We start from the raw sequence: 15,150 nt of genomic DNA on the forward strand, positions 1-15,150 counted from the left end.
CAATTATGAAATTCATAAGTAAGAATCATAAATGTTAGAAATACTGTAAATAAATGCCCTAATTATTGATATAATTTTATTTTATCAATTCCTTTATTACCTTTGAAGTAACAAACAAAGACAAACGGTCTTAAAAAGTTTGAAATCTTGTAGGGTGATGAAACTGGCAGACATGCCCTCCTGTCTCGGGGGTGGAGAGTCCGGAATAAAGCAAATAGCGAGCTCGTATTTTGCCAAACCGCTCCGTGGAGGTTCGAATCCTTCTCCTACAGCTGGTTATTTTGGGTTTATTGTTAATTGACTAAAGCTATGAAACAGTGTTTCATGGCTTTTTTGTTTCCTTCTGAATATAGATTTGAGCTCAGGGAGAAGACAAACGCCGCATAAAGAACTCAAAAAATTTATTCATTTTCAATCTCTTTCAGTCCAGTCCTTACGGTGGCTGAGTTTGTCGAAGGCCAAAGTCCTTCAATTTCTTTTATCGCCTTATATCCCTTCTTTTTCTTCTTCGTCCATTTTCTTACCTCTAAGAGTCTTTTTTCAATGCTCTGCATGGACTCAAGGTCCAGTTGCCTGCATTTTTCCATAAAAGTGCGAAAGCATAATTTTTTCTATTACGGAGCATAAATTTTAAAAATATTCGTACCTTAAAACCATCAATAATTTGTCTCAGTCCACCCTGGATGCTTAACTTGACTTTTGAATTCCATGAGATTAACGGCCCTGATTCTTTGCTTCATTCCTGTATTGCTTCAGGGACAGACGGTCTGCTCTGTGGAAAGTCGCAACATTCTCGAAGCTGCCTTCAGTGAGCTTTCGCAAACGAAATATTCGAAATTGTCGACGAATGATTTGATTGTCAACATAGGCAGCCAGTTTATTCATACGCCCTACGTGGAGAAAACCCTGGAGTTGCCCGGGGAAGAAAAATTGGTGATTGATGTGATGGGCCTGGATTGCACCACGTTTCTGGAGACGGTTGTTGTCCTTGCCAGGCTTACCAAACAAGGGCGTTTGTCGTTTGAGGATTATGAACAGGAACTTGAATTTTTAAGGTATCGCGACGGTATCAAGAGGGATTATTCTTCCCGATTGCATTATTTCTCAGACTGGACCTATCAAAATCAGCGGAAGGGGATTTTAAATGACATTACCAGTGAAATGGGTGGCCGGTATTATGAAAATAAGCCTTCCTTTATGTCAGCCAACCCCCGGTTTTACGTTCAGTTAAACAACCCTGAATTTTTGGTACAGCTAAAAGCTATAGAGGAAGAAATCAAATTAAGAACCTATTCTTTTGTGCCCAAGGAGGAATTGAGCAGGCATGTGGATAAAATCAAGCCCGGAGATCTGATTGCTATCACCACCACTATGAAAAACCTGGATATCGTGCATGTCGGTTTTGCTATTGAACAAAATGGCCTCATCCATCTATTGCATGCGAGTACCCGGTCCATGCAGGTGGAAATTTCTGATAAACCTTTGAGTGATTATTTGAAGGGTAATAAATCCCAGTCCGGGATTATGGTCAGTAGATTAGTGAGGCCCTGAGGGCATTTCCATTAACTTTTTCCAAATCGAATATGATCCATTTCCTGGCATTTACCCGTGTAAATTAGTTGCAGGATGAACGTGGTAAATGTGGATGGTGACTTGAGGATTTCAGGGAAAAACTTCTGAATTATTAGCAAAAGTGATCCAAATACAGCCATTCCGGAACCGTCAATTTTGATATTTGCAACCAGACAGGCTAGTTATGATTCTCTGTTGCATATTTATTATCAATAGGGGACAAAAATTAAAAATAATATAAAAAATATTATTTTTATTAATTTATTTTCAATAAATCAATTGTTTTATTACCTTTGACATATCAAAAAAAGGCAAACGGTCTTGATCGGTTAAAAAAAGCTTGCTTTTGGAGACCGAAAAAATTGAAAAGATACTGTAGGATGATGAAACTGGCAGACATGCCCTCCTGTCTCGGGGGTGGGGATTTCAGCATAAAGCAAATATCGAGCTCGTGTTTTGCCTAACTGCCCCGTGGAGGTTCGAATCCTTCTCCTACAGCAGGTTATTTTGGGTTTATTGTTAATTGACTAAAGCTATGGAACAGTGTTTCGTAGCTTTTTTTTGTGTAATAAAAGGAAGGTTTTGGTCTCAGAGAGCACAAGGGAGGCACAGAGGTCGCTAAGATTTTTTTTTGCTGCCATCCCTTCGTCTCTTAGTCCCTCAGTCTTTATGGCTCACGATCCCATTTGTTCCCCCAAAAACCTCAGAGCCCTTCGTGCCACCTCCGTGTCCTCTGTTACTAAAAGAATGCCCACCTCCGCACGCCAGGCAATCATCCTCAAATCCCCCCTCCTCTAAGTCTCTAAGTCTCTTATAAGTCCCCCATTCTCCTCTTCCAATTCGGAAAGTCGATTTCCAGTAGCTCTTTTGCATAGGCTCCGAGATAGCTGTATCCGATTCTCCTTTCGTGTTCAATCTCTGAAAGCGCGTACCGCACCACACTATCCCTGCCCACAAACATGGGCCTATTGGTGCCGATTTCGTAAAACCTGGCCCACAATGGTTCGGCATTTTTATCGGGTACCACAATCCGGTCATATCCCTGCGGCAAATCGGGATTTTCAACCCTATCCAAACGAATGTTTTCTAGTTTTACTTCTTCAAACCAGCGCACCGCACTTTCAATCGCCTGAATCACCGCTTCATCCGGCTGCTCAAGCTGCATCAGGTAACGCACGATTCCCACACTTTCAGATCCACTTATGGAGGGAAGCTCGTAGGCCCTGGCCTTTACCGGGCTCAGGTCTTCCCGGTCAATTTGGGCGCACCAGGCAGTAAGTTGGCCGTCCACCTGAATTTGCGAGGCCAATATTATTTCCAGGCCCTTATCGATGGCCTGCTGGGCTTTTTTTCTCCGTGAGTTACCAGCAAAGGCGTAGAGGGACTCTTTTTTTGATATTGATCGGAGCAGGTTCATAGCCTGTATCATGGCGCCGTCGTTGTAAGTGATGTGGGTATAATATCCCTCGCGCAGGGGATAATATTGCGGCCAGCCCCCGTTTTCGTATTGGGCTTCCAATAAGTAATCAATGCCAGCGAGAGCGGCATTTTCATAGCGAGTATCTCCCGTCTCCTGATACACCCTGGCCAGGTATTCAATTTGAATAAATCCCGCATCGTTATCCAGGGTGGTGCCGATGATATCGGATTTTTCCGCAATCAGGCTTTCTTTTTCTGCATTCGTCAATTCCTCCGACATGTCGATATTCTTATACCAGCCACCGTTTTCTTTCTGGTGAAGTAGGATATTTTCGGCAATTCGCACTGCCTGGTCTGACCCGTACCAGGATGCATCCTGTTCTAATACCTGGCCCCAGGGGATGTTTTCCTGCGACTGGCTTTTTAAGTGTGGGGGATACAGGAAAAGCGTGAAAAGTAGAACGAGTGTAGCAAATTGCGGTCTTGGGTACATGCTTCGGATGGGTTTAACGTTAGGATTTAAAAAAACAAGTTACTAAAATCTTTTTTAGGGTAACTACTGGCACATGGAGGGCAGAATTACTAAATAATAAAGGAGCAGATTCCAATCACTATAATGATGGAAATACAGAATAGGAGATCTAAAATTACCAGCATACGAACGATCTATTTAGGTCTTATCCGGGAAGTATAGAAGGATTATGAATCTACAATTGGTTGTTTATGCAGGATGTTCATTTTTGTTTTTTTGAATTTGAAAGGCGGCGAAGTAGGAGCTCAAAATTTATATGGACAAAGAGGAATTGTCCCTGGAGAAACAACTCAAGAGACCCTTAGTCTGGTTTTTACTGGTAACGAATTTGCTGAGGGAGTAGAATTTCCCTGATTTTTCTCATGTTTTAAGATGAGATGCCAAAGGCATAATTTCCTGTAAATACCTTAAATTTAAGATAGTAAAAGAAATCAAAATAGATCTTAAATTTTCTGTGTTATGATGTTAAAAAATAAAGTCGCGTTAATCACCGGTGGAGCCGGAGGGATTGGTCTGGCCACAGCAAAGCTCTTTTTGGAAGAGGGAGCTGAAAGGGTAGCCATCGTTGATTTTAGTGAGGAAAACCTGAAAATGGCAGAAGAAACCTTGGGAACGGAAAAGGTGCTATACATTCAGGCTGACGTGAGCAAGGCAGAGGAGGTTAAAAACTATACTAACAAAGTAAAGACCGAGCTGGGTAAGATAGATGTATTGTTTCTGAATGCGGGTGTGGAAGGTGTGGTCAAGCCCATGGAGCATTATCCCGAAGAGACCTTTGACCAAGTAATGGCCGTAAATGTTAAAGGAGTCTGGTTGGGCATGAAGTATGCGTTTCCGATCATGAAATCGGATGGCGGGGGATCCGTTATTATTACATCCTCCGTGGCAGGACTTAGAGGAACCGCACAGGTAAGTGCCTATGTGGGCAGCAAGCATGCAACGATAGGTTTGATGCGGGTAGGGGCTTTGGAAGGAGCTCCAGATAATGTTCGGGTAAATTCCATTCACCCTTCGCCAGTGGATAACCGAATGATGCGTTCTTTGGAAGATGGATTCGCACCAGGTATGGGAGATACCGTTAAAGAAAATTTCACCAAAATGATTCCCCTGGGACGTTACGCAAATAACGAAGACATTGCCGATTTGGCACTGTTTTTAGCCTCTGATAAAAGTAAATTTATCACCGGAGCTACCTATGTCATCGATGGGGGATTTACGGTGTGATAAAAGGAACCTCTGGATTCTTACGGATTCAGGGGTTCTAATTTGGTTCCGCACTTCCTGCAGTATTCAGCATCGGAATTATGAACATGAAGACCGCAATTGGGGCAAAAGTATAAGTCCTTTTGCCGGGCATTTTTTTTATCAAACCTGGCAGCCGTCATTTCAGAGCTTACAATACCGGTAGGGATAGCAATGATGGCATAGCCCAAAAGCATAATGAGAGCAGCCACAAATTGCCCAAGACTGGTGGAAGGAGCAATGTCTCCATATCCGACCGTGGTTAAGGTGACTATCGCCCAATACATGGAGCGAGGGATGGAGGTGAAACCACTTTCTGGCCCTTCAATAATATACATAACGGAGCCCATAATCAACACGATGGTAAGCACAGATCCAACAAAAATCTGAATTTTTGTTTGGCTGTTCTTAAGAGCACTTTTTAGGGCCGAAGCTTCACGGATATAATGGGGAAGTTTTAAGATCCGGAGAATTCGCAAAAACCGCAAGGCCCTGATGACCGTTAGGTACTGGGTTTGAAATAAAAATAAACTAAGGTAAGAAGGCAAAATCGCCAAAAAATCCACCAAACCGTAAAATCCAAAAATGTACCCAGGCTTGTCATTGCTAAGCCAGATCCTAAGAAAATATTCCACCGTAAACACCAGTGTAAAAAACCATTCGAGTCCGTACAAAAAACGCCCATAGTCCCTATGAATTTCTTCCACAGAGTCTAAAATCACAACTGTGACACTCATAAAAATTAAGATGAGGAGCACTAAATCAAAGTTTTTAGACGCCCTGTCATCGGATTCGTATATGATATGCGCCAGTCTTTTTTTAGAAGGGAATAGATTCATTAATTCAAATAATGACTTTAGATATACAAAGGGAACATTATTTTTAAATTTAAGCACACTTTTTGTTCCTAAAAATATTCTAGCAATTTGGTTTTCGCAAGAATGCCATTTACTTCAAACTCATTTTCTATTGAAGCTAGGATAGAGAAGGAAAAATTCCATATATTTGCATTTCATAGCTACAAAAACGAATTATAGATTAAATATTAATTTATCGATTTATTTACCTGGATCAAGGATTCTCTTGCTGTTTATGAAAAAATCATCATTTGAATCCTCATTTCGATTGGCTTCCCGCACTTGCCTGGCAAGAACGAGGGAACTTACCCTGAAGGATCAAATACATTTCAACCGGGTAGTTACGAAAGGTATTGTTCGCATGGTATTCAAGCTGGGATCAAGCAGAAATCGATTTTGGGAAAAGTTGAAATCATTTTTTTTTGCAATAATGAAGGTGTATCTTTTTCCTCTAAAACAATTTCACATTCCTGGAAAAATGGCTAATTGTTTTAATGGAGTGGCCAATCCTGTCCTTTTTCTGGATAGCATTGGAAGAAGGAGACGAGCAGATTTGGAACGGTCAACCGCTTAAAGGGTGATAAAAAGGAGAAGGAGTAAATGAAAGGCAAAGATTTTTTAGGTGAAATGGATAGAAAGCTGGTAGCGGGGCCTCGAACCCTGACTGATTTGTTTCGGCTGCAAGTTAAAAACTCCCCCCTACAACAGGCGGTGAAGGAAGGGATTCATGGGTATACCTATGAGCAACTCGAATCGCTTTCTAATAAAATTAGTTGCTTTTTACAAGATCCTGAATTCACCCATCAGGCCCTTATTCCCGTGAGTATGGGTCGCTCCTACCGCTACATCGCCACCATCCTGGGTATCCTAAAGTCCGGGAAGGCCTTCGTGCCATTGAATCCAGATTGGCCGGAACAAAGAAAACGCACTATTTTGAAACAACTGGGTTCGGAGGTACTTCTTACCGATGGAAAAGAAGTACACCTCAGGTCAGACGATTCACAAATTTCGGTCTATTCCTACGAAAAGACTCTGGAGATTGAGAACGAGGAATTGCTCCCTTTTCCACAGGTTAATCAGGAGAGCCTGGCCTACATTATTTTTACTTCCGGAAGTACCGGAGAGCCAAAGGGGGTCATGGTGAGTCAACGTCAGCTGTTCAATGCCACCCAAAGCAGAATTGATCATTACGCCTGCATTCCGCATTTATTGCTGATTCCGCCGCTTACATTTGATGCTTCACTTGCAGCCATTTTTTGGCCATTGTGTACGGGAGGAAGTCTTGTCATCAGTTCGATCAGTTCCATTCAGGATGTGGATCTCCTTCCTGGCTTGCTGCAGGGCACTGACACCTTGCTTTGTGTTCCGGCGTTCTACCGCTTTCTTTTGGATCTGGACGTTTTTCAAGGGCATCATTTTGAACGGGTAATTCTGGGTGGGGAAAGTTTGCCGGAAGACCTGGCCGCCAGCCATTTTGGCACTATGAAAGAGGTACGGCTGTACAATGAATACGGTCCGACAGAGGCCACCATATGGTCAACGGTAGAAGAAGTCAAGCCGGATCAGGGTCCGATTACCATCGGTATGCCGGTCTCCGGTGTAAGATGCTATGTGTTGGACCAAGATAAAAACATGCTTCCCAAGGGGGCTCCAGGAGAGCTGTTTATCGGAGGGGGGCAGGTTTCTCAGGGGTATTGGAAAGACCCGGGCTTAACGGCAGCCCGATTTCTTCCAGATCCTTTCAGTAAGGAAAAAGGAGCGAAAATGTATGCAACGGGTGACCAGGTTCGCCTGCTTCCGGACGGTTCCTTTGTATTTGAAGGAAGAAAGGACAGGCAGATTAAGTTTCAGGGCAACCGAATAGATCTTTCAGAAATCGAAAAAGCCCTGTCCGATACAGGCGAGGTAAAGGAAGCCATTGCCCTTCTTTCCAAACCAACAGGAGCCCCGGATCAGATTGTCCTTTTTGTGGTGCCCAAAGGAAAATTGAATCCGGACACCTGCAAGCAACGGTTAGTTCAGCGACTTCCCGCTTACATGCTCCCGGGTGAAATTCAAATCAGGGATCGTTTTCCGCTCACAGAAAATGGAAAAGTAGACCAGGCCGCACTACTGGCTGGGATGGCAGCCGATAGGAATAAGCGAGGGAGCAAGACATTCGCCCCGGAGCTTCAATATCTGAAAGATGCATTTGAACATGTTCTAGGTGTAAACGCCATAGATCCGTTGCGCAGTTTTTTTGAGATAGGGGGAAATTCCCTGGCTGCTATGCGGCTTGCCGCTCATTTGAATAAAGAGCATGGCTATAAAATCAGTGTTGCAGATATATTTGAATACCCCACGATTTCAGACCTGCACGGATTCCTCCAGAAAAGTATGGCTGAGGAACCTGAAGAATCGGTTTCTACTGGGACTTTCTCTAAAGAACCTGTTTCCGCTGTTTCTTCTGCCCAAAAATCCCTGTGGTTGGTAGATCAGTTGGAAGGGTCGCTTGCCTATCACTTGCCGGTTGCTTACCTGTTAAACGGAAGGCTGGATCCAAAGGTGTTGGAAGACGCCATTCGGGCGGTGCTAAAAAAGCATGAATCCCTCCGAACCTGTATATCAGGAATCGATCAGGTAACACGTAAATCCGAAAAGGACTGGAGTTTGGTCATCAGTGAGGATTCAGGAAAACATTTTTCCATAGCCCATTACCAGGAAAAATTCGTCCCTTTTTTTCAAAGTCCATTTGATCTCAAAAGTGACTTTATGATCCGTGGCATGTTGGTTACAGATCGGAAAAATACCCATGCACTGGGGCTGGTATTTCATCACATTGCTTTTGATGATTATTCCATGAAGGTATTTCTTCGTGAGTTATCTGATAATTACCGCCAGCTGCTCAGTGGAGAGAAACTGGATAGGGAGCTTCTCTCGGAGGACTATTTGACCCTAATCCGGCAGCAGGAGGATTTGATAAACCAGCCTGAATTTAAAACCGGTATGGCTTACTGGAAAGAGGCGTTAGCTGGTAGTGAAACCCTGAAATTGCCAAAAGAAAACAAAAAAACAAGTTCACCTGTCCGGGAAGTGGGAATACTTCGCTTTGAAATGGATAAGGATGAAATTGGCCCCCTTGTCAAGCTGGGTGAAGGTAATCAAGCGACCCTTTTCATGACCTTTTTGGCCGTTTTTAAAGTGTTGCTTTACCGGTACAGCAACCAGAGAGATATATCTGTGGGCAGCCCCATACTAAACCGCGATTTGCCCGGCTCCGAAGAGATGATTGGTTATTTTATCAATACCCTGCCTTTACGATCCCGGATAAACCCCGAAGACGCTTTTAGTACATTTTTACAGCAGATCAGAAAAGAGGTGTTGATGGCATTGAAATTCAGTCAGATTCCATTGATCAAATTGGTAGAAGCATTTGCTTCAGGAGATCGGGACAGGAAGCCTTTTTTTAATACACTTTTTGTCATGCACCAAGGTACCGCAGACGCCGGAAACCTTCAGATTCCTGGTGTTGAAGTCAGGAACCTGGAAACCGACCCGCTTGCAGCCAAATACGACCTTACCTTAACCCTTTCCGGAGATGCCAACCGTCTTAGCGGAACCCTCGAATACGACAGGGGACTATTTTCCCCGGAGACCATGCTCCGAATGCGTGACCATTTCAGGCGTTTGGTGAAAGTCATCCCCGAACAGCCCCAACTACCGATCAAAAGGCAGGAGCTGCTTTCCAGGAAGGAAATCGAAGAACTTTCAGGTAGAAATAATTATAATCCAGAAGGGAGTTACAGAAGCTTTTTCGACCGGTATGACGAACAGGTGCGGAAAGTGGGAAATTCCACTGCCCTTTTGGTGGGAAAGGATAGTGTTGATTTCCGGGTTTTAGACCAACAGGCAAATCAAATTGCGACATGGTTAAAAAGGGAAGGAGTCAACAAGGGGGATCACGTCATTCTTTTGGTGCAAAGGGACCAAGAAATGGTAGCTGCCATGCTGGGTATTTGGAAGGTAGGAGCGGTCTATGTACCGGTGGATCCGGCCTATCCGAAAGAAAGGATAAACTTTATATTAGCTGATTGTGGTGCCAAATTCCTGGTATCGGACGAGGAATCGGTCGGGATTACGGATCTGGCGGGAAATAATGGGAAATTACTCCTAATAGAGGAGGCTTATCTTGAAAATCCGACAAAAAATTTGGAAGGAATAGCGTTTGATCCCGACCAAAGAGCCTACGTAATCTACACTTCCGGCAGTACGGGAAAACCCAAAGGAGTCGCCCTTACTCATGGCAACCTGGCCGCGTTTCTGGACTGGTGTGGTAGGGAATTCAAACCTGAAAGCTTCGGGCTAATGTATGCGGCTACCTCCATGTGTTTTGACCTTTCGATTTTCGAATTGTTTTTTCCCCTGGCTTACGGAAAACCCATCCGGATTCTTCAAAATGGACTTCAAATTCCCGAATACCTACCCGGGGACAAAGACGTTTTGATCAATACCGTCCCCAGCCTGATGCAAAAGTTGCTGGAAGAAAGGGTGGATTTGTCTTCCGTCAGCCTATTGAACATGGCGGGGGAGCCCATTCCCCAACAGGTCCTAAACATGCTGGATCTTGAAAAAATTAGTGTCAGGAACTTATACGGACCTACAGAAGACACCACTTACTCTACCTGTGAAAAAATTCAGGTTGGCGAAACCCTTTCTATAGGAAGGCCAATTGAGGGAAGTTACGCCTATATTTTGAATCAGGATCTTCAGCCTTGTCCGGTAGGGGTTCCCGGGGAAATTTACCTGGGAGGTAAAGGATTGGCCGAAGGATACCTTAACCGGCCTGGTCTGACGGCTGAAAAATTCATTCCGGATCCGCTGGAAACTGCGAATGGGGACTTGATTTACAAAACCGGCGATATGGGAGTTTGGAATGGGGATGGAAAAATTCAATTCCTGGGCAGGTTGGATAATCAGGTTAAATTTAATGGATTCCGGATCGAGTTGGATGAAGTAGCTTCCGTCTTGCAATCCATCGAAGGAGTGAAAAATGCGGTGGCTGTACTTCAGATCGGCTCTTCAGGCGAGCAGGTTTTGACCGGATTTGTCACAGGCGATAAGCCTCTCGACACAAAAGAGCTGATAGATCAGGTAAGAAAAGTGTTGCCCTCCTATATGGTCCCTTCCCGCCTGCAGTTTTTGGAAAAATTTCCACTTAGCCCAAATGGAAAGGTAGACCGGAAGCAGCTTGAAAGGACCGCTGTTAGCCAAATCGAGGAGGATGATTTTGAAGCACCGGCTACATTGCTGGAAAGCAACCTTCTGGATCTCTGGAGAAAAGTACTGCAATCGGATACTCCAGGGATTAAAGATGACTTTTTCTTATCCGGGGGAAATTCCTTGTTAGCTATTCGTCTGATCGGGAGGATAAAAGAATCCCTGGAATTTGAAGTGAGCATCAGTGAATTATTTGCCCGGCCGACGGTATCCGAATTGGCGGAATTCATCAAAGAAAAGGAGCACAAGGAAGTAGAAAACACTCGTATACTCCCATTCAGGCCCCGTCCGGATATCATCCCCCTTTCTTTTGGGCAAGAGAGTCTCTGGTTAACGGACAAGCTGGAAGGATCCAACCAGTATCATATTCCTTTACTTTTAAAACTAAAGGGGGAAACCCGAAGCGACGTCCTGCAGGAAGCTATCAAAAGTATTCTGGAGCGACATGAAGTCTTGCGGACTGTTATTAGGGAGCAGGGCGAGCATACCTGGCAGCAGGTATTACCTGTGCTGGGTTGGGAGCTGCTTGAGTCTGCAGAAAATCCACCTTCGGACCCTTTCCGCTTACCTCAGGAGGATATGGCTGAGTTTCTGGAAAGGCCCTTTGATCTTGGGAAGGATTTTATGATTCGGGCAAAAAAGTACTACTTGAACCCGGATGAATGTTTATTGTTGGTGGTTGTGCACCATATCGCCTTCGATGGATGGTCTATTCCTGTTTTCATCAAAGAACTTTTTGCACTGGTAAAAGCGGAAAAAACTGGAGAAAGTTTATTCCTTCCCCATTTGAAAATACAATATGCAGATTATGCCCTGTGGCAACGAAACCGCTTAAGCGAGTCGGCGCTTGAGAAAAAGCTGCTTTACTGGAAAGAGAAGCTGAAGGGAGTGCAAGCCCTTAACCTGTTTGGGGGGGGCGAACATGTACATCAAAGAACTCACGAGGGCGGCACCCTGGACTTTTTCATTGATGGGAAACAAAGAAAAGACATGCTGCGTCTGGGGAAGTCTCTCGGGCTTTCTCCTTTTATGATATTGCTGGCCGTTTTTAAATCGCTGATGGAACGAAACAGTGGGCAGCAGGATCTTTGTGTGGGTACCGCAATGGGTGGAAGGAAACAGGTGGAGGCCGAGCCTCTCATAGGATATTTTGTCAATCCTTTGCCAATCCGCAGCACCGTAAATCCCGAAGAATCGTTTAAAGAGATTCTTTTGGAAGTGAAAAAAAATACGCTCGAAGCCTTCGATCATCAGGATGTTCCATTTGAAAAGATAGTAGCAGCCACAGCGCAACGCCGACAATTCGGTGTCAATCCACTTTTTCAGGTCATGTTTGTCATGGAATATGGCAACGAGGACCTGAACAGGGCAGAAGGTTTTTCCATGGAAGTGATGCCCTTCGCTCAAACAAGCTCCAAGTTCGACCTCACCTTTTTGGTTAAGGAAGAATCCCATGGCATTCGGATCCGCATCGAATATTCCAAAGACCTGTTTGATGCAGAAAGAATCGAAACCATGGCTAAGCAGTACAAGCAGATCCTGGGGGCGGGATTGGCTAATACGGGTCAAAAACTATCCCAGCTACTGCCGGAGCAACTGTTTCAGGGTATAGGAAAAATAGAACTCCTATCTGCTATCCGTAGCCGGTACGCTCCCATACAGCAGCATATAGAGGCAGTGGTTAGCAGACATGGGGATAAGACAGCGGTGTTTTTTGGGCAGCAAGAAATGACTTTTGATGAACTAAATATCCGTGCGAATCAATTGGCTGGGTATTTATTGGAAAGGGGCCTTCGAAAAGGGCAAATTGTGGGTATTGTATTGGAAAGGTCTCCTGAATTCCTGGTAAGTATTCTTGGTATTCTCAAGGCTGGAGGAGCCTATTTGCCCATAGATACCGGATATCCGGACCACCGAATAGATTACATGCTGGACGATTCCTGTACGTTTTTTATTACCGGAATGGATGTGATTAGGAAATCAAAAACGCAGGTAGAAAAGATTGTTTGGGAGGATTTTTTGAATAAGCACAAGGATTTCTCCAGTGAGAACCCAGGGATAGAATCCGTACCGGAAGATCCGGCCTACATTATTTATACTTCCGGCACTACAGGCAGGCCAAAAGGAGTGGTACTGGAACATCTAAATTTGTTCAATTTTGTTTCCGTTGTTAAAGAGCATCCGGGCATTTCTGCGAAGGATAAAGTTCTTTCTATCAGCTCGGTTTCTTTTGATATTGCCCTTCTGGAAACCCTTGTTTCACTTGCCTTCGGGGCACAGGTAGTGGTGGTGGATAAGGATCAGCGAAAAGATCCTCAGTTTATCATTAATGAATTGGAGAAAAGGGAAATAACCATCATGTTCGCTACCCCATCTCATTGGAAATTATTGTTGGAAGGGGGCTGGAACCAAAGCTTTGATAACCTTCGGATGATCAGTGGGGGTGAACCGTTGGAGAGAAAATTGGCAGATCGTTTGTTACCGCTCTGTGCTGAGTTGTGGAACGTGTATGGTCCTACTGAAACAACGGTATATGCCACTATTAAACGCGTTCAAAATTCAGAAGAGGAGATAACCGTTGGAAAGCCGGTACTCAATACCCAAATCCTTATTATGGATAAGTTCGGGAATCCGGTTCAAAAGGGAAGAAAGGGGGAAATACACATTGCAGGCCATGGCGTTGGTAAGGGTTACCTGAATCAACCGGAACTTACCAAAGAAAAGTTTACAGAAAGAAGAATTGGAGACGAAATGCCTGTTCGGGTCTATAAATCCGGAGATTTGGGCTGGATCAATGCTCTCGACGAATTGGTAGTCAGCGGTCGACTGGATCATCAGGTAAAAATCAGGGGGTATCGAATTGAACTGGCTGAAGTGGAAAGCGTAATTCGTCAGTTGGAGGGGGTCACAGAGGCCATTGTTAAGGTTAGAAAAGATGAGCACGGACAGGGATTTTTGACCGCCTATCTCTCCTTGGATCAGAAAGTTCCTTCAAATATTCAGGAATGGCAATACCCCGATGCCGATTGGGTACGCGCATGGAAAGATCAACTGGCGCAAACCCTTTCCGATTACATGATTCCTACTGACTTCATTTGGATGAAAGCCTTTCCCCTGTTGGAAAACGGCAAAGTAAACCGGAATGCGCTGCCTGACCCTGACAGACGGAAAGTTCCCGTTTCCAAAATGAGCGAGGAAGTATTGGATCCGGAAGAAAAGTTGGTAGCGAATATTTGGAAAGCTGCACTGGGGCTGTCATCCATCCACAAGAAGGACAATTTTTTTGAAATAGGAGGGCACTCCCTGACTGCGGTGAAGGTGATGGTTCAGTTAGAAAAAGTTTATGGTATCCGATTGCCTTTGTCGGTACTATTCAAGTACCCTACCATCCAAAAGTTGTCTCAAGCGATCAAAAGTGGTGTTCTTGGAGACAGTGAATGGAGAAGTCTGGTAGCTATCAAAAAGACCGGTTCAAAGCCACCGTTGTACATTGTCCATGGTGGCGGATTAAATATTTTACCTTTTTATGCCGTGGCCAGAGAGATGGACAAGGAGCAACCAGTATTTGGAATTCAGGCCAAAGGGCTAGACGGCGTGGAGCAACCTTTACATACGGTAGAAGCGATTGCTTCCCAATACCTTGCGGAAATATTACAACAAAATCCGGATGGCCCGTACTTTTTGGCAGGATATTCGTTAGGAGGAATAATAGCCTTTGAAATGGCTAGCCAGTTGAAGAAAATGGGGAAAAGTGTGGGAAAGTTGGTGTTTTTTGACACTTATGCCTTTCAAAGCGATCATCATGAAAGTTTGTCGATCCGCTTTCGGAATAAAATCCGGCATTTTCTAGGGAAGCGAAAATTCGATGTGGAACTATTGATCCACCATTCATCAATTTTCAAACGAATCAAAAAGGCTTCTTTTGAAAAGAAATTGAATAAAATAAAGCAGCGGTTTCGACCAGAGCCAGAAAAGGCTGAATCCTCCTTGCTGAAAACCTATAAGCGGGTAGAATTCGTTTATAAAGAAGCATGCCGGGATTACAAAATCAACTATTACGACGGAACAATAGACCTGATTAAGGCTAAAATTGCATCGGGCTACCTGCCGGATAAGGAAGGTTTTGGGTGGAAACCACATGCCCGGGAGCTGCGGGTGTGGGAAGCAGAGGGTGAACACATTACCATGCTTTCTCCTCCAAATGATACCTCCTTTGCGAGGTTGTTACAACATGTATTGGATCAAAAAAATAAAAAATAATACCTATCTATT

At 44.2% G+C, this 15,150-nt stretch carries 5 protein-coding genes; 3 read left to right on the forward strand and 2 right to left on the reverse strand.

Annotation, left to right across the window (positions count from 1 at the left end; translation table 11 throughout):
- The first annotated feature begins 708 nt into the window (after nucleotides 1-708).
- Nucleotides 709-1,551, forward strand: a complete 843-nt coding sequence (locus tag GKS34_RS13125; protein WP_163385297.1) for an N-acetylmuramoyl-L-alanine amidase-like domain-containing protein — start codon at nucleotides 709-711, stop codon at nucleotides 1,549-1,551.
- A gap of 832 nt (nucleotides 1,552-2,383) precedes the next feature.
- Here GKS34_RS13125 and pelA read toward each other — a convergent pair.
- Complete coding sequence (gene pelA, locus GKS34_RS13130; RefSeq protein ID WP_163385298.1) at nucleotides 2,384-3,484, reverse strand: pectate lyase; 1,101 nt, start codon at nucleotides 3,482-3,484, stop codon at nucleotides 2,384-2,386.
- Nucleotides 3,485-3,982: 498 nt separating this feature from the next.
- On the opposite strand from pelA, the gene GKS34_RS13135 reads away from it, so the two are divergent.
- Nucleotides 3,983-4,747, forward strand: a complete 765-nt coding sequence (locus GKS34_RS13135) for an SDR family NAD(P)-dependent oxidoreductase (RefSeq protein ID WP_163385299.1) — start codon at nucleotides 3,983-3,985, stop codon at nucleotides 4,745-4,747.
- A gap of 20 nt (nucleotides 4,748-4,767) precedes the next feature.
- Here GKS34_RS13135 and GKS34_RS13140 read toward each other — a convergent pair whose 3' ends face one another.
- Nucleotides 4,768-5,604, reverse strand: coding sequence for an ion transporter (locus tag GKS34_RS13140; protein WP_163385300.1), 837 nt, complete (start codon nucleotides 5,602-5,604; stop codon nucleotides 4,768-4,770).
- A gap of 618 nt (nucleotides 5,605-6,222) precedes the next feature.
- Between GKS34_RS13140 and GKS34_RS13145 the strand changes: the two genes are divergently transcribed.
- On the forward strand, nucleotides 6,223-15,138 hold the full coding sequence (locus GKS34_RS13145; RefSeq protein ID WP_163385301.1) for a non-ribosomal peptide synthetase: 8,916 nt from the start codon (nucleotides 6,223-6,225) through the stop codon (nucleotides 15,136-15,138).
- Nucleotides 15,139-15,150 lie beyond the last annotated feature (12 nt).

This window comes from Cyclobacterium jeungdonense, assembly GCF_010994275.1.
In the GTDB taxonomy this organism is placed as follows: Bacteria; Bacteroidota; Bacteroidia; order Cytophagales; family Cyclobacteriaceae; genus Cyclobacterium; species Cyclobacterium jeungdonense.